The sequence below is a fragment of the Parasphingomonas zepuensis genome (genome assembly GCF_036663735.1).
Lineage (GTDB): Bacteria > Pseudomonadota > Alphaproteobacteria > Sphingomonadales > Sphingomonadaceae > Sphingomonas.
On sequence record NZ_JAXOJO010000005.1, the window covers coordinates 258,175 to 282,831 of the forward strand.

The 24,657-nt window shown below is 64.3% G+C and carries 22 protein-coding genes; 15 read left to right on the forward strand and 7 right to left on the reverse strand.

The window, feature by feature from the left end; genetic code table 11:
* Positions 1-11: 11 nt before the first annotated feature.
* The 3 genes from U1769_RS19235 to U1769_RS19245 are packed head-to-tail and all read right to left on the reverse strand — an operon-like array spanning position 12 to position 2,624.
* Positions 12-905 (reverse strand): amidohydrolase family protein, encoded by an 894-nt coding sequence (locus U1769_RS19235; protein ID WP_332719283.1) that lies wholly within the window; start codon positions 903-905, stop codon positions 12-14.
* Positions 902-1,957: a 4-oxalomesaconate tautomerase gene (locus U1769_RS19240; RefSeq protein WP_332719285.1), complete on the reverse strand. Its 1,056-nt coding sequence runs from the start codon at positions 1,955-1,957 to the stop codon at positions 902-904. The genes U1769_RS19235 and U1769_RS19240 overlap by 4 nt, the downstream gene beginning before the upstream one ends.
* Positions 1,950-2,624, reverse strand: a complete 675-nt coding sequence (locus tag U1769_RS19245) for a 4-carboxy-4-hydroxy-2-oxoadipate aldolase/oxaloacetate decarboxylase (protein WP_332719287.1) — start codon at positions 2,622-2,624, stop codon at positions 1,950-1,952. The genes U1769_RS19240 and U1769_RS19245 overlap by 8 nt, the downstream gene beginning before the upstream one ends.
* A 99-nt stretch (positions 2,625-2,723) precedes the next feature.
* On the opposite strand from U1769_RS19245, the gene U1769_RS19250 reads away from it, so the two are divergent.
* From U1769_RS19250 to U1769_RS19290, 9 genes are all read left to right on the forward strand, one after another.
* Positions 2,724-3,929 carry a LysR family transcriptional regulator gene (locus tag U1769_RS19250; protein ID WP_332719289.1) on the forward strand — a complete coding sequence of 402 codons (1,206 nt, stop codon included), beginning with the start codon at positions 2,724-2,726 and terminating at the stop codon, positions 3,927-3,929.
* Between the two features lie 54 nt (positions 3,930-3,983).
* On the forward strand, positions 3,984-4,850 hold the full coding sequence (locus tag U1769_RS19255) for an NAD(P)-dependent oxidoreductase (protein ID WP_332719291.1): 867 nt from the start codon (positions 3,984-3,986) through the stop codon (positions 4,848-4,850).
* Entirely contained in the window at positions 4,847-5,872 is a 1,026-nt protein-coding gene (locus U1769_RS19260) for an amidohydrolase family protein (RefSeq protein WP_332719293.1), read from the forward strand. Before U1769_RS19255 ends, U1769_RS19260 begins: the two co-directional genes overlap by 4 nt.
* The gene (gene ligA, locus U1769_RS19265) at positions 5,869-6,279 is read left to right on the forward strand and encodes a protocatechuate 4,5-dioxygenase subunit alpha (protein ID WP_332719294.1); all 411 of its coding nucleotides are present in this window, start codon (positions 5,869-5,871) and stop codon (positions 6,277-6,279) included. Before U1769_RS19260 ends, ligA (U1769_RS19265) begins: the two co-directional genes overlap by 4 nt.
* A 1-nt stretch (position 6,280) precedes the next feature.
* Entirely contained in the window at positions 6,281-7,120 is an 840-nt protein-coding gene (locus tag U1769_RS19270) for a class III extradiol dioxygenase subunit beta (RefSeq protein ID WP_332719295.1), read from the forward strand.
* A gap of 39 nt (positions 7,121-7,159) precedes the next feature.
* Positions 7,160-8,101: a Gfo/Idh/MocA family oxidoreductase gene (locus U1769_RS19275; RefSeq protein ID WP_332719296.1), complete on the forward strand. Its 942-nt coding sequence runs from the start codon at positions 7,160-7,162 to the stop codon at positions 8,099-8,101.
* 243 nt (positions 8,102-8,344) lie between these two features.
* A complete protein-coding gene (locus U1769_RS19280) occupies positions 8,345-9,766 on the forward strand; it encodes an aldehyde dehydrogenase family protein (protein ID WP_332719297.1) in 1,422 nt (473 codons plus the stop codon).
* 2 nt (positions 9,767-9,768) lie between these two features.
* Complete coding sequence (locus U1769_RS19285; RefSeq protein ID WP_332719298.1) at positions 9,769-10,902, forward strand: cobalamin-independent methionine synthase II family protein; 1,134 nt, start codon at positions 9,769-9,771, stop codon at positions 10,900-10,902.
* A 272-nt stretch (positions 10,903-11,174) separates the two neighbouring features.
* Positions 11,175-11,519 (forward strand): hypothetical protein, encoded by a 345-nt coding sequence (locus tag U1769_RS19290; protein WP_332719299.1) that lies wholly within the window; start codon positions 11,175-11,177, stop codon positions 11,517-11,519.
* Between the two features lie 360 nt (positions 11,520-11,879).
* On the opposite strand, the gene U1769_RS19300 is transcribed toward U1769_RS19290, so the two are convergent.
* The 4 genes from U1769_RS19300 to U1769_RS19315 form a co-directional block, all read right to left on the reverse strand.
* Entirely contained in the window at positions 11,880-12,359 is a 480-nt protein-coding gene (locus U1769_RS19300) for a hypothetical protein (RefSeq protein ID WP_332719300.1), read from the reverse strand.
* A 342-nt stretch (positions 12,360-12,701) separates the two neighbouring features.
* A complete protein-coding gene (locus U1769_RS19305; protein ID WP_332719302.1) occupies positions 12,702-14,477 on the reverse strand; it encodes a UvrD-helicase domain-containing protein in 1,776 nt (591 codons plus the stop codon).
* Entirely contained in the window at positions 14,474-16,270 is a 1,797-nt protein-coding gene (locus U1769_RS19310) for an ATP-dependent nuclease (RefSeq protein WP_332719304.1), read from the reverse strand. The genes U1769_RS19305 and U1769_RS19310 overlap by 4 nt, the downstream gene beginning before the upstream one ends.
* Positions 16,271-16,550: 280 nt before the next feature.
* The gene (locus U1769_RS19315) at positions 16,551-18,047 is read right to left on the reverse strand and encodes a VWA domain-containing protein (RefSeq protein WP_332719306.1); all 1,497 of its coding nucleotides are present in this window, start codon (positions 18,045-18,047) and stop codon (positions 16,551-16,553) included.
* Here U1769_RS19315 and mdlC point away from each other — a divergent pair.
* The 6 genes from mdlC (at position 17,953) to U1769_RS19345 (ending at position 24,611) form a co-directional block, all read left to right on the forward strand.
* Positions 17,953-19,584, forward strand: coding sequence for a benzoylformate decarboxylase (gene mdlC, locus U1769_RS19320; RefSeq protein WP_332719309.1), 1,632 nt, complete (start codon positions 17,953-17,955; stop codon positions 19,582-19,584). The genes U1769_RS19315 and mdlC overlap by 95 nt on opposite strands.
* A gap of 45 nt (positions 19,585-19,629) precedes the next feature.
* Positions 19,630-22,059 (forward strand): TonB-dependent receptor, encoded by a 2,430-nt coding sequence (locus U1769_RS19325; protein ID WP_332719311.1) that lies wholly within the window; start codon positions 19,630-19,632, stop codon positions 22,057-22,059.
* A gap of 92 nt (positions 22,060-22,151) precedes the next feature.
* Positions 22,152-22,568: a protocatechuate 4,5-dioxygenase subunit alpha gene (gene ligA, locus U1769_RS19330; RefSeq protein WP_332719313.1), complete on the forward strand. Its 417-nt coding sequence runs from the start codon at positions 22,152-22,154 to the stop codon at positions 22,566-22,568.
* Position 22,569: 1 nt separating this feature from the next.
* Positions 22,570-23,409, forward strand: a complete 840-nt coding sequence (locus U1769_RS19335) for a class III extradiol dioxygenase subunit beta (protein WP_332719315.1) — start codon at positions 22,570-22,572, stop codon at positions 23,407-23,409.
* Positions 23,406-23,810, forward strand: coding sequence for a nuclear transport factor 2 family protein (locus U1769_RS19340; protein ID WP_332719317.1), 405 nt, complete (start codon positions 23,406-23,408; stop codon positions 23,808-23,810). The genes U1769_RS19335 and U1769_RS19340 overlap by 4 nt, the downstream gene beginning before the upstream one ends.
* 48 nt (positions 23,811-23,858) lie before the next feature.
* Entirely contained in the window at positions 23,859-24,611 is a 753-nt protein-coding gene (locus tag U1769_RS19345) for an IclR family transcriptional regulator (RefSeq protein WP_332719319.1), read from the forward strand.
* Positions 24,612-24,657: the final 46 nt, after the last annotated feature.

Below are 24,657 nucleotides of genomic sequence, written 5' to 3' on the forward strand. Positions count from 1 at the left end.
GATCGTTCGGGTTACCGGCTTGGTTCCTCGGCCCAATAGAGCCGCATCGGATTCGCCACGAGCAGCTTGTGCTGCAGCGCCGCCGTGGGTGCGATGCGCGGGATCACGTCCACCAGGCCGCCATCGTCCGGGATGCGATGCTCCATATTGGGGTGCGGCCAGTCGGTGCCCCACAGCACCCGGTCCTGATAGTCCTCGACCAGCGGTCGCACGGCTTCCACGAAATCGTCATAGGGCTCGCCCTGTGGCGACAGGCGATCGGGACAGGTCACCTTGGTCCAGATGTCGTCCCGGCTGTCGAGCAATGTGCGGAAGGCCCGCATGTCCGGGCCGTCGGGGCCCTGCGACACGTCCGGCCGACCCATATGATCGATGACGACCGGCACCGGGATGGCGGCCAGGAAAGGCCTCATTTCCTCAAGGATGTCCGCCTCGAAATAGACGACGACATGCCAGCCCTCGGGCAGACGCGCCGCCAGCTCGAGGAACTTGTCCTTGGGCGCATTATCGACGAGCCGCTTGAGGAAGTTGAAGCGCACGCCGCGCATTCCGCCATCATGCAACCGCCGCAGATCGGCCGCACCGATCGCCGGATCGACAACGGCAACCCCGCGTGCCCTGCCGCCGGATTTCGCAATGGCATCCAGCGTCGCGGCATTGTCAGTGCCGTGGCAGCTCGCCTGGACGATCACGTTACGCACGAAGCCGAGATGATCGCGCAGGGCGAACAACATATCGGGTCCGGCATCCTGGGGCTGGTATTTCGCGAGCGGGCTGAACGGGAATTCGGCCGCCGGTCCGAAGACGTGGCAATGCGCGTCGACCGCACCGGGCGGCGGCACGAAATGCGGCTTCGATGGATGCTCCGCCCAGCTGCGGATGCGGCCCTGTTCGTCCGTGCTCACGCGAAGACCTTTCCGTCCATCAGCTTTCGCGCGGTGCGCAGCAATGCAGCGGTCGCCACCTGCCCGTCCGCGCCCAGTTCAAGCACGCAGCTCATCTCGCCGGTCGGATGTTCCACCGACAGCGTCTTGCGCTGGCCGTCCGGGATCGACGCGACCGCCGCCGCGGGCGAGCCCGGGACGAGGCATGCGGTCGCCACGCTGACCGCGCCGAGCACACCGATCGTGGCATGCGCCCGGTGCGGAATGAAGCTGCGGACCGTCACCGCGCCGCCATGCGCCGGCGGCGCGACGAGCATCATCTTGGGCACCGACTTTTCGGTCACGTCCCCCAGGTTCATCATCGGTCCCGCGATAAGCCGGATCGCCTCGATCCGTGCCTTGAGTTCGGTCGCCGCATCGAGCGTCTCGCGATCCTCATAGCCGGTCGCGCCGACATCCGCCGCCCTGAACACGACGCAGGGCATGCCATTGTCGATCAGCGTGCAGGCGACCCCCTCGATCAGATCAACCGGATTTCCCGTCGGCAGCAGCGCGCCGCACGAGGAGCCGGCGGTGTCGCGGAATTCAAGCGGGATCGGCGCGGCGCTGCCGGGTACGCCGTCAATGCGCGCGTCGCCGGCATAGGTCGGGACGCCGCCGGGCGTCTGCACCGTCGCGACCGCGATCTGGCCGGTATTGACCATGTAGATCGACACCCGCGTCTCGTCCCCGGTCGCCGCGAACAGCCCGCGCTCGATCGCGAACGGGCCGACGCCAGCGAGCATGTTGCCGCAATTCTGCGCGTCGGTGACGATCGCCTGATCGACGAACACCTGCAGGAACAGATAGTCGACATCGACGCCGACGCGCACCGAGCGGGAGACGACCGCGACCTTCGAAGTCAGCGGGTCAGCCCCGCCCATGCCGTCGATCTGGCGCGGATCGGGTGACCCCATCACGCCGAGCAGGAAGGCATCGCGCGCCGCGGTATCGGCCGGCAGATCCTCGGCCAGGAAGAAACCGCCCTTCGAGGTGCCGCCGCGCATCCACATGCAGGCGACGCCCTCACTCATAAGTGAGGCCCAGCTCGGCGAGCTTGCCGCGCATGTCATAGATATCGAGCCCGAGTTCGCCCGCGGCGAGGCGCTGACGCTTCGATTCCTCGGCCGCTTCGCGGGCCTGCGCCTTTTTCAGTACCGCGGCGGCATCGGCGCGCTTTACCACGCATACGCCATCATCGTCGGCAACGATAACGTCGCCCGGATCGATCGCAGCGCCGGCGCAGACGATCGGCACGTTCACCGAGCCGAGCGTCGCCTTGACGGTGCCCTGCGCGAACACCGCCTTCGACCATACGGGGAAACCCATCTGAGTCAGATCGCGCACATCGCGCACACCGGCGTCGAGCACCAGCCCGCGGCAGCCGCGCGCGATGGCGGACGTGGCGAGGAGATCGCCGAAATAGCCGTCCTCGCACGGCGACGTCGGCGCGAGCACCAGGATATCGCCGGGCTGGAGCTGCTCGATCGCGACATGGATCATCCAGTTGTCGCCCGGCGGCGCCGAGATCGTCACGGCCGAGCCGGCGATGCGGGCACCGGGATAGATCGGCCGCATCCGGCTGGCGAGCAGGCCGATCCGGCCCTGCGCCTCATGCACCGTCGCGACGCCGCATGCGGCCAGGCCGTCGACCACCGCGGCCTCGGCACGCTCGATATTGCGAATAACCCGACCCGCCATGCTGAACTCCTTCCAGGACATCTTGCCCTAGGCAGCGGGCAGCCCACGCCTCCAATCACAATTGCGCGCAGGCAATAAGTTTTTGCTATGGGTGCGCAGATGACCCGCCCCTTCGACATGAACCTCCGGCACCTGCGGGCGCTGTCGGCGATCGCCGCGCATGGCAGCATGAACGCCGCGGCACAGGCAGTGAATCTGTCCCAGCCCGCCCTTACCCAGGGCCTTGCCAAGCTCGAGCGGCAGCTGGGCGTGACGCTGTTCGATCGTCGACCGGACGGCGTCGCCCCGACCGAAGCCGGGACGCTGATGGCCGAGCGCGCCACCGCCGCCTTCGATCACCTCACCGCAGCGACGCGTGGGCTGCGGCGCGGTGGGCGCGGTTTCGTCCGGCCGGAACAGCTGATGACCGCGAGCCAGCTGCACGCCTTTCTCGCGCTCGCCGATGCGGGGAGCTTTGTTGGGGCAGCAACCGCGACCGGCCTGTCGCAGCCCGCGCTGCACCGCGCCGCGCGCGACCTGGAGCAGATTTGCGGAATCCCGCTGGCGGAACGGCGGGGGCGCGGCGTGGTGCTCACCGCGGCCGGTCGGCGGCTCGCGCGCGGCATCCGCCTTGCCGCCCGGGAAATCGGTGCCGGCGTCGCCGAGCTGGCGGGCGGACAGGAGAGCGGCACGATCGCGATCGGCGCGATGCCGCTGTCGCGCGCGCTGGTGCTGCCGGCCGCGATCGCTGCCTTTGTGCAGGGTTCGCCGCGCGCGCTGGTCGATGTCGCCGAGGGATCGTGGCGCGAGCTGGTCGACCCGCTGCGCGACGGTGTGATCGACCTGATGATCGGCGCCCTGCGCGAGGAAACGCCGCAGGGGCTGGACCAGCGCGCCCTGTTCGCCGACCGGCTCGTGGTGATCGGGCGCGTCGGCCATCCGCTGGCGGCGCAACCCCACGTGACGCTCGACGACCTTTCCCGTTACGGCTGGATCGTCGGCCAGGCCGATACGCCGCTTCGCGCGCAATGGGACGCGCTGTTCGCGGGACGGCACCCGCCCGATGCGCCGATCGAATGCGGATCTGTGATGGTGATCCGCGGCATCCTGCGCGACAGCGATCTGCTCACCCTGTTGTCCCCCGATCAGGTGGCGCTCGAGATCCAGAGCGGCATCCTGACGGCTATCGGCGCACCGCTCGAACATGGCGTGCGAACGATCGGTATCACCACCCGCAGCGGCTGGCGGCCGACCGCCGCGCAGCGCCGCTTCGTCGAGCTGCTCGAAACCGTCCCGACTGAGACAAGAATTCGGAAAAACAAATAGCCGGGTCGACAATTGGATTGGCGGGCGCGGGCGCGTGTCACCTAGGCGCGGTGCGTGGATACGCGGTTCGCCTTTATCGGTTTTGGGGAAGCGGGCGCTGCCTTTGCCGGCGGAGCCCCGGCGCGCGGCTATGACCGCAAGACCGATATGCCTGATCTGCGCGCCGCGAAACTGGACGATTTTGCCTGTGCCGGCATTGTCGCCTGCGCCGATGCCGCGGCGGCGATCAAGGGCGCGGGCGCTGTTTTCTCGGTGGTTACCGCCGACCAGGCACTGATCGCGGCGCAGTCAGCCACCGCCGCACTTGATACGGGAGCACTGTGGCTCGACATGAACAGCGTCGCGCCCGACACCAAGCGCGCCGCCGCCGCATCGATCGAGGCGGCCGGCGGTCGCTATGTGGATGTCGCAGTGATGGCGCCGGTGCATCCGGCGCGGCAGGCCGTGCCACTGCTGGTCGGCGGGCCGCATGCCGAAGCCGGGGCCGAGGCATTGACGGCATTCGGCTTCACCAACGTCACGATCGTGACCGGTCCGGTCGGGGCGGCTTCGTCGATCAAGATGATCCGCTCGGTGATGGTGAAGGGGCTTGAGGCGCTGACTGCCGAATGCTTCATCGCAGCCGATGCGGCCGGTGTTTCGGACGCGGTTGGCGCTTCGCTCAATGCAAGCTGGCCGGGCGTCGATTGGGGACAGAAGGCCGATTATAATCTCGAGCGGATGATGGTCCATGGCCTGCGCCGCGCGGCGGAGATGGAAGAGGTGGTAAAGACGCTCGATGCGCTCGGCACCGGTTCGGCGATGACGCGCGGCACGGTCGAGCGCCAGCGCGCGATCGGCCAGCTTGGCCTCTCGCCCGGGCCGACTCTCACCGACAAGCTCGACGCCCTATCAGCGCGCAGGAAAGACCAAGCAGCATGACCCTGATCATCGATTGTCACGGCCACTATACGACGGCGCCGCCGCAGCACGACGCCTGGCGCGACGCACAGAAAGCCGCGTTCAAGGCGGGCGAGACGGCACCGCCCTATCCCGCCATTTCCGACGACGAGATCCGCGAAACGATCGAGACGAACCAGTTGAAGCTCCTGAAGGAGCGCGGCGCGGACATGACGATCTTTTCCCCACGCGCGTCCACCATGGCGCACCATGTCGGCGACGAGGACGTCAGCAAGGCCTGGACCCGCGTGTCGAACGACCTGATCGCGCGCGTCGTCGATCTCTATCCCGAAACTTTCGCCGGCGTGTGCATGCTGCCGCAATCGCCCAAGGCCGACCTTCAGGGATCGATCGCCGAACTGGAGCGCTGCGTCACGGAGCTCGGTTTCATCGGCTGCAACCTCAACCCCGATCCCGGCGGCGGGCATTTCGCCTTTCCCGCACTGACCGACCGTTACTGGTATCCCTTCTACGAGAAGATGGTCGAGCTGGACGTACCGGCGATGATCCACGTCTCCGGATCGTGCAACCCGGCGCTGCATGCGACCGGCGCCTTCTATATCGCCGCCGACACCATCGCCTTCATGCAGCTGATCCAGGGCGACCTGTTCAAGGACTTCCCCGCCTTGCGCTTCATCATCCCGCATGGCGGCGGCGCGGTGCCCTATCACTGGGGACGCTATCGCGGGCTGGCCGACATGCTCAAGCAGCCGAGCCTCGACACGCATGTGATGAACAACGTCTATTTCGACACCTGCGTCTATCACCAGCCCGGCATCGACCTGCTGGCCGAAGTGATCGATACGAAGAACATCCTGTTCGGCAGCGAGATGGTCGGCGCGGTGCGCGGAATCGATCCGCAGACCGGGCAATATTTCGACGACACCAAGCGCTATGTCGATGCGCTGCCGGTAAGCGCCGAGCAGAAGCACGCAATATTCGAGGGCAACGCGCGCCGCGTATTCCCGCGCCTCGACGCCAAGCTGAAGGAAAGAGGCCTGTGACCCAGCCCCGCGACATCCATGCCTATCTGGCCGAGTTCGACGATATTCCCGGCACGCGCGTCTTCACCGCAAAGCGGGCGCGCCAGGGCTATCAGCTCAACCAGTTCGCCATGAGCCTGATGAAAGCCGACAACCGCGAGCGCTGGAAGGCGGACGAGCGCGCCTATCTCGACGAGTGGAAGCTCAGCGAGGAGCAGAAGCAGGCAGTGCTCGACCGCGATTACAACCGGCTGCTCGATCTGGGCGGCAACATCTATTTCCTGGCCAAGGTCTTCTCGACCGACGGCCAGAGCTTTCTGCAGGCAGTCAGCACGATGAGCGGCATGAGCCTGGAAGATTATTCGGCGATGATGATCGCGGGTGGACGCTCGCCCGAGGGGCTTCGTTCGATCAAGGGAGACAATTGACATGGCGCGCATCACCGCCGGCGTCGCGACCAGCCACATCCCGGCCCTGGGTGTCGCGGTCGATCTCGACAAGACGGGCGAAGACTATTGGAAGCCCGCTTTTGCCGGTTACGACTGGACCAAAGAATGGGAAAAGGAGGCCAAGCCCGACGTCGTGATCCTGGTCTATAACGACCATGCATCCGCGTTCGACATGAAGATCATCCCGACCTTCGCGATCGGTTGCGCCGAGGAATTCCAGCCGGCCGACGAAGGCTGGGGCCCGCGTAAGGTGCCGACCGTGATCGGCCATCCCGATCTCGCCTGGCATATCGCGCAGAGCTTGATCCTCGACGAATTCGACATGACGATCATCAACGAGATGGACGTCGATCACGGCCTGACCGTGCCGCTGTCGATGATGTTCGGCCAGACCGACGCCTGGCCGTGCAAGGTGATCCCGCTGGCGGTGAACGTCGTCACCTATCCACCCCCTTCGGGCAATCGCTGCTGGGCGCTCGGCGAAGCGATCGCCCGCGCGGTCGAGAGCTTCCCCGAGGATCTCAACGTGCAGGTCTGGGGCACCGGCGGCATGAGCCACCAGCTCCAGGGGCCGCGCGCCGGCCTGATCAACAAGGAGTGGGACAACCGCTTCCTCGACGGGCTGATCGGCGACAGCGATGCGCTGCGCCGGATCCCGCATATCGAATATCTGCGCGAGACGGGCAGCGAAGGCATCGAGATGGTGATGTGGCTCGTCATGCGCGGCGCGCTCGGCAAGGCCACGAAGCTGCTGCACCGGCATTATCATGTGCCCGCCAGCAATACGGCGGTCGGGCATATCGTGCTGGAACCGGTCTAATTCTCCCCTCCCGCTTGGCGCCAAGATAAGGAACAGCCCATGAAAATCGCCCTGGCCGGTGCCGGTGCCTTCGGTGAAAAGCATCTCGACGGCCTCAAGCTGATCGACGGCGTCGAGGTCGTATCCCTGGTCGGCCGTCGCCTCGAACCCACTCAGGCGATCGCCGACAAATACGGCATCGGCCACGCCACGACCGATCTCGCCGACAGCCTCGCCCGCGACGATGTCGATGCGGTGATCCTCTGCACGCCGACCCAGATGCATGCCGAGCAGGCAATCCAGTGCATGAATGCCGGCAAGCACGTCCAGGTCGAGATCCCGCTCGCCGACAGCCTGGCCGATGCCGAGGCCGTACTGGCGAAGCAGCAGGAAACCGGCCTGACCTGCATGGTCGGCCACACCCGCCGCTTCAATCCGAGCCATCAATATATCCACAACCGGATCAAGGCGGGCGAGTTCAACGTCCAGCAGATGGACGTCCAGACCTATTTCTTCCGGCGCAAGAACATGAATGCCAAGGGCGAGGCGCGCAGCTGGACCGACCATCTGCTGTGGCATCACGCCGCCCATACGGTCGATCTCTTCGCCTATCAGGCCGGGCCGATCGTCAAGGCGAACGCGATCGAGGGGCCGATCCATCCGGAGCTCGGCATCGCGATGGACATGTCGATCCAGCTGAAGGCGGAAAGCGGGGCGATCTGTACCTTGTCGCTGAGCTTCAACAATGACGGGCCGCTCGGCACCTTCTTCCGCTATATCGGCGACAGCGCGACCTACATCGCGCGCTATGACGATCTGTTCACGGGCAAGGAGGAAGCGATCGACGTTTCCGCGGTGGACGTGTCGATGAACGGCATCGAGCTGCAGGACCGGGAGTTCATCGCGGCGATCCGGGAGGGGCGGGAGCCGAACAGTTCGGTGGCACAGGTCCTGCCGTGCTACCGGGTGCTGGACTCGCTGGAGCGGCAGCTGACTGCCTAGGGCAGGTGAAACCGGTGGTTGCAAAAGGTGGCCGCCGGGCATACCATCCGATAAGTGAAGCATTCATGTATATGAATTCGGGAGAGGTGCCGGACTGAGCACGGCGGACGAGTCGGAGCGGGCTGGTTTCAGCGCGCGATCGGGTCGTTGCCGCAGGGCGGTTCAGGGACGACGTCACCTCTGTCACAACGTGTCTCAAACAGGTTCCGGCGGCCAAGCGCCGGAACGATCCGGAGGGTTCTGATGGTCGACAAGGTCTTTAGCATGCTGGTCGATGGCCGCGCGGAAGCGGGTTCCGGCACGTTCGACGTGATCAACCCGGCACTGGGCGAACCGTTCGCGCAATGCCCCAAGGCCGATCTCGACACGCTGAACCGCGCCGTCGCCGCGGCCAAGGCAGCGTTCGGCCCCTGGTCGCAGCGCCCGGCGAGCGAGCGCGCCGACCTGGTCGCCAAGCTGGCCGACGCGATGGAAGCGCGCGCGGGCGAATTTGCCGCGCTGCTGACCGCCGAACAGGGCAAGCCGCTCGACCAGGCGATGTACGAAGTGATGGGCGCGGTGTTCACCCTGCGCGCCTTCGCCGCCATGAAGCTGGAAGCGAAGACGCTGCGCGACGAGGGCGGCAACAAGATCATCGAGCACCGCACGCCGCTCGGCGTGGTCGCGGCGATCACGCCCTGGAACTTCCCGGTCATCCTGCTGATGAACAAGCTTGGCCCGGCACTGGTGACCGGCAACACGATGGTCGCCAAGCCCGCGCCGACGACCCCGCTGACCTCGCTGCTGTTCGGCGAGCTGTGCGCCGAGATCCTGCCGGCAGGCGTCGTCAACATCATCTGCGACGAGAACGACCTGGGCAGCGCGCTGACCGCGCACCCCGATGTCGCCAAGGTCGCGTTCACCGGATCGACCGCGACCGGCAAGAAGGTCATGGCGAGCGCCGCGGGCACCGTTAAGCGCGTGACGCTGGAACTGGGCGGCAACGACGCCGCGATCGTGCTCGACGATGTCGATCCGGTCCAGGTCGCGCGGAAAGTCTATGGCGGCGCGATGGCCAATGCCGGCCAGATCTGCGTGGCGATCAAGCGCGCTTATGTGCCGGAAGCGATGTACGACGAATTCTGCAACGAACTGGCGCGGCTCGCCCAGGGCGCGATCGTCGACGACGGCGCGCAGCAGGGCGCGCAGGTCGGCCCGGTTCAGAACCGCATGCAGTTCGAGAAGGTCAAGGCGCTGCTCGACGATGCGCGGGAGCGCGGCACGGTGATCGCGGGCGGCACCGCGCTCGACCGGCCGGGCTATTTCATCCCGCCGACGATCGTGCGCGATCTCGACGACGATGCGCCGCTGGTGCGCGAGGAGCAGTTCGGCCCGGTCCTGCCGGTGCTGAGCTATACCGACATCGACGACGTGATCGCCCGGGCGAACGATTCCGAATACGGCCTTGGCGGCACCGTATGGGGCCGCGACGTGAAGCGCGCGACCGATGTCGCGATGCGGATCGATACGGGCACCGTGTGGGTCAACCAGTATCTCGCGATCGACGCCAACATCCCGTTCCGCGGATCGAAGCAGTCGGGAATCGGCGGCGAACTCGGCCAGGCGGGGCTCGAGGAATACACCCAGGCGCACATCGTGAACGCCGTAGAACTGGCAGACGCATAACCATGACGACGATCGCCACCAGCCATGTCGGCAGCCTTCCGCGTGGGCCCGAACTGACCCCGCTGCTGCTCGCCCGCGATGCGGGCGAGGCCTATGACCCCGTCGCGTTCGACACAGTGGTCCAGGCCGCCGTCGACGCGGCGGTGGCAGCGCAGGTCGAGGCGGGGGTGACGATCGTCAGCGACGGCGAACTCGGCAAGGTCGGCTATTCGACCTATATCATCGAGCGGCTGGAAGGATTCGGCGGCAACAGCCCGCGCAAGCCGGCGCTCGACCTGGCGCCGCTGCCCGAGCTGCGCACCAAGCTGGCCGCGATCATGGGTGCGCAGGAGTTCACCCGCGCCTCCTGCATCGCGCCGGTGGTGCTGAAGACGCTGGAGCCGCTGGACGACGACATCCGCCGTTTCCGCAGCGCGCTCGACCGGCACGGCGAAGGCACGCGCGCCTTCCTCAACGCAGCGTCGCCGGGCCTGATCACGGCATTCCAGCCCAATGCCTATTATCCGAGCCACGAGGCCTATCTGGCCGCGCTGGTCGATGCGATGCGGCCGGAATATGAGGCGATCGCGGCGGCCGGGTTCGAGCTGCAGCTCGATTGCCCCGATCTCGCCATGTCGCGGCACACCGGCTATCAGGACATGGACGAAGCCGAGTTCCTCCGCACGATCGAGGCGAATGTCGAGGCACTAAACGCAGCGACCGCCGGGATCGCACCCGAGGCGATGCGGATGCACGTCTGCTGGGGCAATTACGAAGGCCCGCACGACCGCGACATCCCGCTGGAGCGGATCATCGACATCGTGCTGAAGGCGCGGCCGTCGACCATCCTGTTCGAGGCAGCGAATCCGCGGCACGAGCATGAGTGGAAAGTGTGGCGCGACGCCAAGCTGCCGGACGACAAGATCCTGGCGCCGGGGCTGATCGACACCTGTTCCAACTATGTCGAGCATCCCGAGCTGATCGCCCAGCGCATCGAGCGCTTCACGGCCATCGTCGGGGCGGACCGAGTCGTGGCGAGCACGGATTGCGGGTTCGGGACCTTTGCCGGCTATGGCAAGATCGATCCGGCAGTGACCTGGATGAAGCTCCGCGCGCTGCGAGAAGGGGCCGATATCGCCGCTCAGCGGCTGGGGTGAGCAGCCGGCTTCGCAGGCTGTCCACCTGATGGTTCGAGCCGTAACGGTATCGGCGCCCGCCAGCTTAGCCGCGTTCTGGAAGTGCAGTTATAAGCGCTTAGTTCCTCGCTCGCCGCACCTGCGAGGCGATTCGCGCGGGCGAGCTCGCTCCGGTCGGCGGTGGCATCGTCGAAGTGGAAGAAGCCAGGGACCGTCGTGAACGCCGGATACTCACCCTAGATCTGGATGAGAAACGTAAGCGTGGCCGGAAGACCGCGGGACGGGGATCTCTGATGGAAAGTGGACATTGCCCTTTCCTGACGGTGGGCGCATCCTGCCGCATGGCTCCAGCCGATCTCGACACTCTACTTGAACTCGTTTCCGACGAAGAGAGCTTCGGCTTGTTCCTTCATGCGTTGGCGACAGATTTTGAAGCAGATCGGGAGATGTATGAAGCAAACCCAGATAAGCATAAGTACTCTTCGGGCCCACTCGGCTGGGAAGTTGCGACAATCTCTGATTTGCTCTACAGCGCGGCTGCCGAGGCGGGCCGGCGACCGCCTCTACGGCCGAAAGTCGCCGAGAACCCCTGGAAACGCTGCGCCGAAATGCTGCTCATTGCCAAGATAACGGAGTAGCATATTCCTTTCGGTTCTGCCTTTTTGGCAAGGGTTTCGACCAGCTAAAACGTCCGCGAGTGTGAGAAACGACGACACTGTGCTAGGCCGGATCGACATTCAGCGTAGCCAGATCATGGCGGCGGCTAGATGTACGAAGCCGTTGAAGTGGACGGTTCGGCGATCGTAGCGGGTGGCAAAACACCTGAAATGCTTCAGACGGCCAAAGCATTAAAGAAACCGGGACACTATACTAATTACGTCTCTCGCCTCGTGGAGTCATAATTGGTATAGTGTACCCTTTTCTTTTAGCTCTCGCGCGGGCCGACGAGAAGAGGTTGGATTTGCAGCGCGAATTTACTGTCGCGCAACGGGGATGAATTATTTCGCGACCTTCTCATGTTGCGGCGGCGAGGCCGGCGCCGCTTGCTGGGCTCCGCTCTTCGTAACCACTCCGCTTCCGATGCTAAAGACGGAGAGGCCGCAGAATCCGATTAGGACGGCTCTCCAAACCTTGTACGCACTAAATTGCGTCACGAAGTTCTTCTCGTGAGTGCATGGGACAGAGCGGCCGTGGGCCACAGAAAATCCTTTTGCCTCATTATCTCTTTCGAATTTAGCGAGTCGTTCTGAATCCTCCACTTCACAGTGACGATGTTTCATAAGAAGCTGGAGGGAGGCGAAGCCGACAAAAAGAGAGAAAGAACCCAGTGTGATTGAGTTTAACTGCGTGGTTTTGTCATCAAATGAGGCGGCGATGAGAAAAGCCTGCGCGGCCATGGCGAGGCCTGGAGTTTGCCAAAGAAAAGAGTCGTAACTACTTCGGCGCGCGCTAATTATTTCGTATTGCTGTTCGTTCAAGATCGCCTCCGACTCCCGCAGTGGCGACAGAATATGCCAATGGGTTGATGAAAGCGATAGGGTCGGTAAGCCGCGCCTGTCCGCTGATTTCTATTGTCGTGACCGAAAGCGAGTACATGCGGCTCACGAACGCGCCGCTGTCCTAATCGTCATCGGCCCGTTCGGGCGCTCGTCGTGCCAGCTGGCAACAGCGTTAGATCACCAATCTCCCATCCAAGATCGGTCAGGGAATTCATGTTTGGTAGTCCACGACAGAAACGGGGACACTATACTGACTACGTCTTTGAGAAAGCGTCTTCTCGTGAATTTATAATTAGTACAGTGCACCATTTCTTTCGCCAGTCATTGAACCGGAACAACATTTACACCTTGCGGCCCGAGAAAAATGCTTGGCGGATTGTTCCAGTTATCCTGCTCCGAAACATACATCAGCAGGTTCTTGGCGCGCGTCACGCCCACGTAGAATTGTCGCTTTTCCGCTTCAATTTTTTCAGGCGTGTTTGCCCGGAAGTGGGGAAAAGTTCCCTTCCGCAAACCGATGAGTGCGACCGCATCGTACTCGCGGCCCTTTGCGTAATGGATAGTCGAGAGGCGCAGCGCTCTCGTCGGGCTCGCGAAAAGGCCCAAATCCGCGATCGACAGGTTGGCGGTATCAATCTCCTGCCGCGCCATATCGACTTTCATTTCCTGCACCGATGCGAAGAACAAGCCGCCCTGAATGGGTGAGATGAATTCCGCATCAGCCAAAATTCGGCCAGTGGCTGTTGACATTGAATCCAGCCAAACGACCGCACTGGCATTCGCATTCGCAAGCTGTGCCGCCTCGCGGAGCAACCGAATAATGACCCGACGACCTTCGAACGAGAACACCCCTGTAGGCGCTGTCCCAGTGACCTCTTGAATCGCATGATACAGTGCGCGCTCTAGCTGGCCGGTTGTGTCCGGGTCGGGATCGGTTACGGCGCCACATAGTTGCTCTGCCAATGTGGCAAAGAGACGGGACCGGCGATACGGCCTCGCACCCGGCCCAACGATGGGTGTTTGAAAGTCTCGCAACTGGCGAGCGAGCCTGATGAGAGACATCCAGTCTTTTGCGAGGATGGTGGCTTTCCCCAGGGGTATGTGGGCTGCCTCCAGCGCAGGCAAAAAATGCTCCGTGATTGCCTGAAACGTCGAGAGCCCTCGCACGAGAAACGGGTCGACGGGGTAATTCCGGTTCTCTCCCTCCGCGGTCATGGTCGGGTTGCGCGGAAAAAGGCGCTCAGCGTGATTGACGACCCGCTGGCTTGATCTGAAATTGCCGGACAGCGTGAGGTTGGTACGTGCGCCGATATGTTGAGCGAACGGTGCTACCAACTCAGGTCGGGCACCTGTGAACCCGAAGATGGATTGCGCCAAATCGCCGACGCAGAAGAACCGCGACCGCCCCGTGGCGTGGAGCCGCCGGAGTATCTCAATCTGAAGTTCGGTGGTATCCTGGAACTCGTCAATCAGGAACCAAGGATACCTTGCGCAAAGCGTCGTGGCGATGGTGGGATGATCGCGCAGGAGCTGAAAGGCACCGTAGATGATGGTGCTGAACGTGATGTAGCCCATCGCCTGACACCGAGCCAAGAAATGGGGTGCGGCTTGCGCCACGGCGACGTTCTCCGCAGCGAGACCTACGATCTGGCCATTTGAATCCAACGAAAGGTTCTCGAATGCTTCGTAGTCCGCCGGCGTAAGGTGCAGCAGGTTCACCTGCTGCGCGGCAAAGTCGCAGATGCCAGCAAAATCGGGATTGTCGGGATTTAGAATTCGCCGCCCGACGGCCAGCTCGGGGCGTAGCCAAGCAAACGGGCGGACGATCGCATTCAGGCAAAAGGAGTGGATCGTCGAGACATCAACGTATCGGCTGTCATCCGGACCCGTCTGCTGCAGTGTTCGATGCTCGATCTCCTGCACGGCTGTGTTGGTATAGGTGATGCAGCAAATCCGCCGGGGAGTGTCCCTGACCCCCTCAATCTCCCGCACGAGCTTCTCGATGAGTGTTCGGGTCTTGCCGCTGCCCGGGCAGGCCGTGAGCATCAAATTCCCTTGCTCAGCGATGGCTGCCGTCTGCTGCACGGTCAGTGTCATTCTGCACGTAACCAATCGACTGCATCGATGATATATTGCGGCAACTCACCTGCGAGCGACGCGTGCCGTGAGGTTACCTGCGCGAACCGGCCCTTTCCGAACCGCTTGGCGGTTCGGAGAACCTTTGCCTTCAAGGCATCCGGAACAGGTCCGCCCATGAGTTCCTGCATGCCCAAATCACCACGCAACTGATTGGCCCCCAGATCGCCCGCGGCCCGGCCAAGCATGTCCAGATTGTCAAGCAACGTCAGTTCGCATTCGAACGTCGTCTGGCCAACGAAGACCCGCACATAATCGCCTTGCAGCAAGGCGAGGTTTGCGGGAGCTGGAACATCATCACCTGCCGGCACGATCTCGGGATCGAGATCGGCGTCGCCGACAATGGCGCACTTTTTCGGCAAACACTGCGCCGAGAAAAGTTTCGCGAATGCGGCAAAGTGCACCCCGTGGATGGCGATGAGGGAAATGCCCTCACGCTCGAGGTCTACGTCCATGACCTCTTTCACGAGAGGCGGAATAAGCAGGAGCTCCGCCGCTCCCTCGACTAACATCACCTTGCGCGCGAAAAGCAGGTTAGCTTTGGTGGCATCCAAATAGCGTTCGAGATCCTGCTGATCCGCAGGCGTCAGTCCCGGTGCCCGGCTCGGCACGGCGATGGCCGGCGCAAGGTTAGGGCGCTGGGTAAATGTCACGTAGGATGCCAGCGACGCTCCCGCGGTTATCTGCGTGCTGTGAGTTGTCGCGATCGTTTGAAAAGGAAGGCGTCGAACCGCGTCCATGAGCGTCGCTTGCAGCTGTGGATGAAGGTGCGCCTCGGGTTCTTCGATTAAGATCAGCTCGCCCGCCGATTTGCCTGCTGCCGCCCGTTTCCTGAACTGCTCGATGAGTATTGCGATGTAGAGCACATTATTGAGGCCTAGCCCATTCCGCCTTGGCTCGAACTGCTTCACGACCGGATTGGAGAGCAACAGGATCAGATTTCGAATAATCGATTGGAACGACGGCGACGACAGCCCGAGTTCCACATCAAGATCGAAGGCTGGGCCGGTTACTTCCGTAACAGCCCGGTCGATCGATTCCGCGATGGCCTGAACGGTAGGCGTCCCCTCGATAAGGGCATTCGCCTGCGACACCGCTTCCACAATGGCCTGCTGTTCGGCTTGGCTGATGTCGCTCGCCTCTACCAACCTCATTAATGGCGACCGCCGAGGCTGTTGCAGGTCGCTTTCAACGTCCCTCAGTGCTGGCAGGTGTACGACGAGGTAAGATTGCAAATATTGTAGCCCCACCGGGCTGGCGTTAAGCTGGTCGTTCTCATGGTTCCACGCGATTTGAGTGAGATCGATGCCCGGATTGCCGCCACCGAAGAGCTCCCAACTGAAATCGTCCAAGGCCAGATCGCGACCGAGCGGGCCTTGCTGCAATTGCTCCCGAATGATCTTTTTTGGCCGAAACCGATAGAAAATCCGGGCTTTGTCAGGCTCAATTTGCGTGCCGTGCAGCATCGCCTCTTCGTTTTCGTTGCCCGCGAACCCCGTAATTTCGACACCAACAAAAGCCTGAAACGGCAAGGTCTGATCGACGCCGCAATATATGTCGTCTTTCGCGAGTGACCGATATGTCGAAGTCAATCCGACGTCTAAGCAAAGCCGCAGAGCGTGAATGAATGATGATTTTCCGGTAGTATTCTCACCGATAACGAGCGTCGTTGCTTCACTCAAAGGCACGTCGGCGAACTCGATCGCTCTTACGTTCCTTATGACAACCCGACTAACACGCATTTCGGCCCTCACTTTGCGCTCATATTAAGCCGGCCATTTTGGTAACACCACAGAATATGGGCTGCCCGTAGTGAGCAATATCGTGTTCTACCGCGGGAAGCTGTCGCGATGCCTTCATTAGCTCGGCGCTCTCGACTTCAAAGCCGGGATGGATTGGCGAAGAGCTGGAGTCCCCCCTGGATTGAGGCAGTAAATTAGGGCAGCCCTTTGTAGGAGGGTTTATGTCCAAGGTTGTTCGGCGAAGATTTGGCCGGGCGTTCAAGCTGGTGGTCCGGCGAATGCCAACTCCAGCTCAGCGAACCGCGTTCGCTGCCGCGTCCATTTGGCCCTGCGCCGCGTCCGCTTCGCCGCTCAGCTGTTTCGAGAACGCCATCCCGCGGTCGAGCAGCGCGCGATGGCGCTGCTGTTGCAGCGTCCTCGCCTCGCCCGCGAACGGCACTTTCTCGCCGCGCTTCCATCGCGCCGAAAGATCATCGCTCATGCGCTTGCTTTCGCCATCCAGCAGATCGCTGATGCACAGGGAGGCACGGGCGCTCACGTCGGAACTATTGACCGTGTTGTGGGCAATCGCGTCGCTCTTGCGAACTTCGTTGGCCGCCCGGCGATTCGACTCGCGGACCATCTCGATGGTCCGATCATAGTCCGCACGGGTCGAGACGTTGACGAAGCCGCCGCCGCCGGCATCGGCGACGGCCTTTAGAGCCACCGCTGCCGTTGATGGCAGTCCGAAGCCGATGATGTTCACCACCGCGCGCGTCTTGCCACCGTTGATCCGCCGCGCGACGGCGACGGGATCGCCGCCGCAGGTCTCCTCGCCATCGGAGACGACGTAGATGACCTGCTCGCCGGGCCTGGTCGCGGTGCCGAGCAGCGACTGGGCGCGCTCGAGCCCGGCAGCGAGCGGCGTCCAGCCGGTGGCGCGAACCTGCTTCACCGCCGCGGTGAGGCCCACCCGATCGATCGACATCGGCGCGAGCACGTCGATCCCCTGGCAGGATTTCGCCTTGCCCGCCTCGCTGTTGTCGCCCTGTTGGCCGAACACCAGCAGCGCGGCTGGTACGGTGGAGGGCAGGCCGTCGATGAAGCCGAGCGCGGATTGACGCGCCAGCTCCAGCTTGGTCTGGCCGCCGATCCTGCCGGCCATCGAGCCCGAGCCGTCGATCGCGACGATCACGCGTGTCGGCGGGATGGACGGACCGATCGGGTTTCGACGTCCTTCCAGCGCCGCCTGCTCCAGCTCGACCTTTCCGAAACACCGATCGGGATCTTCGGTAATGAAGCTGTCGACATAGGCTCGCGCAGCCGCGTCGAGATCAGCGGGCGCCGTGCCGGTCGCCGCCACGGATTTCGCGGTGTCCGCATCCTTTTTTTCGCTGCAGGCGCAGAGGGCGAGCGCCAGGGCAAGAAATGCAGCCGATCGGGCATTGGGGGATATTGCCATCTCCGTAATGTAAGCCATGGAGTAGTTCGCTGCCAAGCTTGGCCGATGCGTTCCCGCCATCAGTTCAATGACCGCCGACTCAGGGGCGGCCCCTGCCGGATGGATAGCGATCGGACGCCGGAACGGCTTGTAAAAACGCATCGCGCGCTGTAGAGAGTTCATGTAAGCGAATAATTCGCATATTTGAACAGGAGGGCAGCTTGGCACATTGGAGGACCTTCGGGCGCGGCCAGCGCGCGCGACGGATCGCCCGATGAGCGCCCGCAGCCTGCATGTCGAGCCGCTCGCCAGAGCCGAGGGCCCGACCGTCCGCGACGCCGTGATGCAGTTGCTCGCCGAGCTGGGCATGACCACGATCTTCGGCAATCCCGGATCGACCGAGCTGCCGATGTTCCGCGACCTGCCCGAAGAGTTCCGCTACATCCTGGGCCTGCAGGAGTCGATCGTGCTCGGCATGGCCGATGGCTATGCCCAGGCCACCGGCCAGGCCGCGCTGGTCAACCTGCACAGCTCAGCCGGGCTCGGCCATGCGATGGGCAATCTGTTCACGGCATTCCGCAACGGCACGCCGCTGGTGGTGACCGCCGGCCAGCAGGCGCGATCGATCCTGCCGCTCGAGCCGTTCCTGTTCGCCGAGCGCGCGACCGAACTGCCGCGTCCGTTCGTGAAATGGACCGCCGAGCCGGCCCGCGCCGAGGACGTGCCGCTGGCCATTGCCCGCGCCTTCCACATCGCGATGCAGGCCCCGCGTGGCCCGACCTTCGTATCGATCCCGATCGACGACTGGGAGCGACCCTGTACCCCGATCAAGCCGGCCCGGGTCCATGGCCGCACCGGTGCCGACCCCGTCGCGCTCGAAGAAGCGCTCGCGCTGCTGGCCCAGGCCGAGCGCCCGGTGATCGTCGCCGGCGCCGGCGTCGCCAATAACGGCGCGCGCGACAGCCTGGTCGCGTTCGCCGAGCGCCTGAACGCCGGCGTGTGGATTGCGCCGATGGCGGCGCGCAACCCGTTCCCGGAAGACCATAAGCTGTTCCGCGGCTTCCTGCCGGCCTCGCGCGAAGCGATCGTGCGCGATCTCGACGATGCCGACTGCGTGCTGGTGCTGGGCGCCCCCGCCTTCACCTATCATGTCGAAGGCAAGGGCCCGTTCGTGCCCGTCGGCGCGGCGCTGATCCAGATCGGCGACGATCCGGCGATCGCGTCGCGCGTGCCCGAAGGTCTGGCGCTGGTCAGCGACGTGCGGCTCGCGCTCGACGCGCTACACGACCGCGTCGCACAGCGCGACGCAGCCCCGACGGGCAACGCCCCCGCCTTCCCCGCCCCCGCCGCCGACCGCCTGACCGATGCCCTGCTGATGGCACGGCTCGCCGCGCTGCGGCCGGCCAATATCGCGATCGTCGAGGAAGCGCCGAGCACGCGCGGGCCGATGCACGACCTGTTCCCGATCCGCGCCGGCGACGAATTCCACACCTGCGCGAGCGGCGGGCTGGGCCATGGCCTGCCAGCAGCGGTCGGCGTGGCGCTGGCGCGCGACGCCGTCGGCTTGGCGCTGGGGGGCGCCGGGGAGCCAGTGTTGTGCGTGCTCGGCGATGGCTCCGCGATGTATTCGATCCAGGGCCTGTGGTCGGCGGCGCATCACGGCGCCGACGTCCGCTTCGTGGTGGTCAACAATGGTGGCTATGCGGCGCTCGACCAGTTCGGCGCGCTGTTCGGCATCAAGGTCGTCGGCAGCAAGCTGCCGGGGATCGACTTCGTCGCGATCGCGCAGGGGCACGGCGTCCCGGCCGAGCGCGTGACCGACGCGGCCGCGCTCGACGCGGCGATCGACCGTCTTTTCGCCGGATCGGGGCCGCGCCTTATCGAAGTCGTGATCGATCCGGAATGATAGCGAGACCGGGCAACGTCCCGGCTATTTTTTGGGAGTGACGTAATGAAGTTTTTCGTGATGACGACGGCGGCCCTGCTGGCCTCCACCAGTGCCTATGCGCAGACCGAGCCGACCGGCCAGGATGCCGCGGCCACCGCAGTGCCCGCAGACACCGCGAGTGCCGAGGGCCCCGATATCATCGTGACCGCGCAGAAGCGCAGCCAGTCGCTGCAGGACGTCAGCGCGGCCGTGAGCGCGATCGGCGCCGACCGGTTGCAGTCAGCCCAGGTCAACAACATCCAGGATCTGCAGACGATCGTCCCGTCGGTCAATTTCGGCAGCGATTTCAACCAGGCGAAGATCTTCATCCGCGGCGTCGGCGCCAACACCTCGACCACGGGCAGCTCGACCGGCGTGGCCTTCCATGTCGACGGCGCCTATGTCGCGCGCGCCGAAGCGCAGCTGACCTCGCTGTTCGACGTCCAGCGCGTCGAAGTGCTGCGCGGCCCGCAGGGCGCGCTGTACGGCCGCAACGCGGTCGGCGGATCGATCAACCTGATCACCGCCAAGCCGACCGACTTCTTCGAGGGCTATGCCCGCCTGACCTACGGCAATTACAATGCGATCAACGCCGAGGTCGCGATCGGCGGCCCGATCGTCAACGGCGTAAGCTTCCGCGTCTCGGCCAAAACCGAAGACCGTGACGGCTATGGCGAGAACCCGGTGAGCGGCCGTGACATCGACGATCTCAACCGCCGCATGGGCCGCGTCCAGCTGCTGTTCGACATCGCCCCCAAGACATCGCTGCTGCTGGCCGGCGAATATTTCCGCCAGGACGACAGCTCGGGCGCGATCCATTATCTGCGCGCTTCCTTCCCGGGCGTGGCGCGGCTCGCGCCGCTCGGCGTCGGCGGCTACGCCACCGACCCGCGCGACCTGGCGACCGAATCCAGCCCCGGCACGAAGACCGAGACCTATGCGTTCACCGGCACGTTCCGCACCGAGCTGACCAGCACGCTCGGCATCACGAACATCATGAACTACCGCCGCTTCCGTTCATCGCTGTTCCAGGATCTCGATCTGTCGGCAGTGGTCGACAGCCTGCCCAGCAACGGCCAGGCGACGACGGTGCAGGAGCGCCGGATCGATTCTAAGCAGTTCAGCAACGAATTCCAGATCAACTATAACAGCGACCTGATGAACGCCGTGGTCGGCCTGTTCTACTTCAACGAGCGGCAGCGCCCGATCGACAATGTCGGCCTGAGCAACCGCAACGGCATGTTCCAGAACATCGCCGTGCTGCAGGCAGCCGGCGTCGACCTGAACACCGCCTATGCGCTGTGCGGCTATTCGCCGGGCACCGTCAACGGCACCGTCATTGCCCCCAAGCGCGTCTGCACCCATTCCAACCTGGGCGACGAGACCTTCGCGGTATTCGGCCAGACCGAAATCAAGCTGGGCGCCCTGTCCGACGCGCTGAGCGGCATCAGCATCAAGCTGGGCGGCCGCTGGTCGACCGAGAAGGTCGATTCGGAGAATCCAGCGATCGTCATCACCCGCAACGGCGTTGGCCCGGTGCTGCAATATACCGCCGCCGGCACGCACCGCGAGCGGACCTTCAAGGATTTCACCCCGACCGCCGGTCTCGAGTGGAAGCCGACCCGCGACCTGATGCTCTATTATACCTATTCGGAAGGCTTCAAGGCGGGATCGCCCGAGAACGCCGCGGGCAGCACGACGATCGTCGAGCCGGAAACCATCACCAACCACGAAGTGGGCGTGAAGGCGCAGCCGCTGCGCTGGCTGACGGTGAACCTGGCCGGTTATTCCTACTCGCTCGACGGCCTGCAGCTGAACAAGACGATCGCGGGCGGCCCGACCGGATACCAGACGATCTTCCAGAACGCAGCGAAGACGAAGGCCAAGGGCTTCGAGCTAGAAGTCAATGCCCGGCCGCTGGACGGCCTCTCGCTCTCCAGCGCGGTCTCCTATACCGACTCGCACTTCGTCGATTATGTGACGCTCGATCCGCTGAACCCGGCGAATGTCGCCACGCCGGGTGGCGTGCCCTATGATCCGATCACCAACAACGATCCCACGGCATTTGGTGCGCCGAGCGGCGGCAATTACCAGCTGGCCGGCAACCCGACGCGCAACAGCCCGCGCTGGTCCTGGAATGCCCATGCGGCGTACCAGATCCAGACGCCTGCGCTGAACGGATCGATCACCCCGTCGATCGACGTGTCGTACAAGGGCAAGACCTATTTCAGCGAGTTCAAGCGCGATATCGAAAGCGCCAACGCCTATACGCTGGTCGACGCGTCGCTGAACTATCAGCTGGATTCGAAGAACATCAACTTCCAGATCTGGGTGAAGAACCTGACGGACAAGTTCCGTCCGTCGAGCACCTTCGCGCTGGCCACCGGCCGCCTGATCGGGGCGACCTGGCTGCCGCCGCGGACGTTCGGCGCCACCATGGGGTACAAGTTCTAAAAGGATCGAGCGGCCTCGGCCGTCATCCCGCCCGGCGCTTCGGGACGGGCATGACGGCCGGGGCATCGATCGAGACGTTGGAAAGGCAAGGCATGACAACCGCCGCGAACGACAAACTGGGATATGACCCGGCCGACCTGGCCGACATCCCGGGGACCACGATCTTCACCACGGCCAGCTCGCGGCGGGCCTATCAGCTCCACCGATTCTGCATGTCGCTGATGAAGGCGGAGAACCGCGCCGCGTTCAAGGCGGACGAAGGCGCCTATCTCGACCGCTTCCCGATGACGCCCGAGCAGAAGCAGGGCGTGATCGACCGCGATTTCAACGCCCTGATCGCGACGGGGGGCAATATCTATTTCCTCGTCAAGATTTCCAACACCGATGGCTGGAGCGTGCAGAAGGCGGTTGGCACGATGGCGGGCATGAGCGCCGAGGATTACGGCGCGATGATGGTCGCCGGCGGGCGTTCGCCCCAGGGCAACCGATCGATCAAGGGAGGATATTGAGATGGCGCGGATCACGGCAGGCGTCGGGACGAGCCATGTCCCCGCCATCGGCGCGGCGATGGACCTGGGCAAGACCAAGGAGGCCTATTGGTCGCCGGTCTTTGCCGGCTATGAATGGAGCCGCGCCTGGGAGCGCACGGAGAAGCCGGATGTCGTCATCCTGGTGTTCAACGACCATGCGACCAGCCTGATGCTGGAAGTCGTGCCGACCTTCGCGATCGGCTGTGCCGACAGCTATACGCCGGCCGACGAAGGCTGGGGCGCGCGGCCGGTGCCAGTGGTCGAGGGCCATGCCGAATTCTCCGCGCATATCGCGCAGAGCCTGATCATCGACGAATTCGACATGACCATCCTGAACGAGATGGAAGTGGATCACGGCATGACCGTGCCGATGTCGCTGCTGTTCGGCGACGTCGAGCATTGGCCGGCGCGGATCGTGCCGATCATGGTCAACGTGACGCAATATCCGCCGCCTTCGGGCGACCGCTGCTGGCGGCTGGGCGAGGCGATCGCCCGCGCGGTCGAGAGCTTCCCGGAGGACCTGAACGTCCAGATCTGGGGCACGGGCGGGATGAGCCACCAGTTGCAGGGGCCGCGCGCCGGCCTGATCAACCAGGAATTCGACAAGGATTTCCTGGAGAAGCTGACCGCCGATCCGCAGGCGCTGCGCAAGATCACGCATCTGGATTATCTGCGTGAGGCGGGATCCGAGGGCATCGAGCTGATCATGTGGCTGATCATGCGCGGCGCGCTGGGCGACGGCGCGACCGAGCTGCACCGGTTCTACCATGTCCCGGCCTCCAACACCGCGGTCGGCCATATCGTGCTGGAACCGGCATGACCGGGGTGCCGGAGCAGGTGCGTCGCGCGATCGAGGCGGATTGCGCGCGGCTGATCAACCTCTACGCCAATCTGAACGATGCGGCCGACTGGCCGGCGGTGGCGGCGCTCTATGCCGAGGACGGGCTGATGACCCGGCCGACCGCGCCCGACCAGCCGATCGTCGGACGCGAGGCGATCCTGGCCGGCTTCCTCGCGCGGCCGGCGCGGACGACGCGCCATATCGTTGGCAATGTCGTGATCGACGTCGAGACGGCGACCGAAGCACGCGGCGAGAGCGCGATGCTGCTGTTCACCGGGGCGCCCGCGCCGCTGGTCGGATCGTTCAGCGACCGGTTCGTGCTGACGGCGGAAGGCTGGCGCTTCGCCGAACGGCGCGGCACGCTGCTGTTCACGCCCTGAGCTTTCCCCCGAGCTTTCCACGCCCTCTCGACGCGGTATAAGCCGATAATGTCCACTGACATCTCCTCCCCCGCAACCGTCAAATCGGCGATGCGCACGCTCGACATCATCGAATATGTCGTGTCGCGCGGACGGCCGCTGGTGGCGCAGGAGATTTCCGGCGCGCTTGGGATCCCGGTCAGCAGCCTTTCCTATCTGCTCGGCACGCTGGTCGAGCGCGGCTATCTGGAGCGCACCGGGCGGCGCTACACGACCGGCCCGGGGCTCGAGCGGCTGCAGACTCATGCGCCAGCCTTCACCCTGGCAGAAACGGTGGCGCCGCTGGTGCGGATGCTGCGCATCCAGCTGAACGAGACCACGAGCTTCTTCGTGCGGCGCGGCTGGGAAGTCGAGGCGCTGGTGACCGAGACGAGCGATCACGCGCTGCGCTATGCCGTGCAGACCGGCAGCCACACGCCGCTGCACGGCTTTTCGGCCGGCAAGGCGCTGCTCGCGGCGATGGACGATGACGAGCTCGACCGCTATTTCGCTGAGACCGACCGCGTCGCCTTCACCCCGACGACGATCGTCTCCGAGCCGCAGCTGCGCGCCGAGATCGCCGTGATCCGGGGCACCGGCTTTGCCCATACCAGCGAAGAACATACCCCGGGCATTCACGGCCTGGGGCGCGTCGCGCGGATCGACGGCGAAGTGGTCGGCGCGTTCAGCGTGGCGATCCCGGCGGTGCGCTTCGACGACGCGATCGAGCACCGCGCGATGCATCTGCTCGACCGGGCGAGCGACATGCTCTGCGCCGGGTGAATCCGGGCCGCGGGAGCGGCGCTCCGCCAGCGATATCGGGAACGCC

Bases quoted from the DNA above. Each gene is read 5' to 3' on its own strand.
- U1769_RS19240 (WP_332719285.1), bottom strand. From the start codon at position 1,957: ATGAGTGAGGGCGTCGCCTGCATGTGGATGCGCGGCGGCACCTCGAAG.
- U1769_RS19245 (WP_332719287.1), bottom strand. From the start codon at position 2,624: ATGGCGGGTCGGGTTATTCGCAATATCGAGCGTGCCGAGGCCGCGGTG.
- U1769_RS19250 (WP_332719289.1), top strand. From the start codon at position 2,724: ATGACCCGCCCCTTCGACATGAACCTCCGGCACCTGCGGGCGCTGTCG.
- U1769_RS19260 (WP_332719293.1), top strand. From the start codon at position 4,847: ATGACCCTGATCATCGATTGTCACGGCCACTATACGACGGCGCCGCCG.
- U1769_RS19270 (WP_332719295.1), top strand. From the start codon at position 6,281: ATGGCGCGCATCACCGCCGGCGTCGCGACCAGCCACATCCCGGCCCTG.
- U1769_RS19275 (WP_332719296.1), top strand. From the start codon at position 7,160: ATGAAAATCGCCCTGGCCGGTGCCGGTGCCTTCGGTGAAAAGCATCTC.
- U1769_RS19280 (WP_332719297.1), top strand. From the start codon at position 8,345: ATGGTCGACAAGGTCTTTAGCATGCTGGTCGATGGCCGCGCGGAAGCG.
- U1769_RS19285 (WP_332719298.1), top strand. From the start codon at position 9,769: ATGACGACGATCGCCACCAGCCATGTCGGCAGCCTTCCGCGTGGGCCC.
- U1769_RS19290 (WP_332719299.1), top strand. From the start codon at position 11,175: ATGGAAAGTGGACATTGCCCTTTCCTGACGGTGGGCGCATCCTGCCGC.
- U1769_RS19305 (WP_332719302.1), bottom strand. From the start codon at position 14,477: ATGACACTGACCGTGCAGCAGACGGCAGCCATCGCTGAGCAAGGGAAT.
- mdlC (WP_332719309.1), top strand. From the start codon at position 17,953: ATGAGCGCCCGCAGCCTGCATGTCGAGCCGCTCGCCAGAGCCGAGGGC.
- U1769_RS19315 (WP_332719306.1), bottom strand. From the start codon at position 18,047: ATGCCCAGCTCGGCGAGCAACTGCATCACGGCGTCGCGGACGGTCGGG.
- U1769_RS19325 (WP_332719311.1), top strand. From the start codon at position 19,630: ATGAAGTTTTTCGTGATGACGACGGCGGCCCTGCTGGCCTCCACCAGT.
- ligA (WP_332719313.1), top strand. From the start codon at position 22,152: ATGACAACCGCCGCGAACGACAAACTGGGATATGACCCGGCCGACCTG.
- U1769_RS19335 (WP_332719315.1), top strand. From the start codon at position 22,570: ATGGCGCGGATCACGGCAGGCGTCGGGACGAGCCATGTCCCCGCCATC.
- U1769_RS19340 (WP_332719317.1), top strand. From the start codon at position 23,406: ATGACCGGGGTGCCGGAGCAGGTGCGTCGCGCGATCGAGGCGGATTGC.
- U1769_RS19345 (WP_332719319.1), top strand. From the start codon at position 23,859: ATGTCCACTGACATCTCCTCCCCCGCAACCGTCAAATCGGCGATGCGC.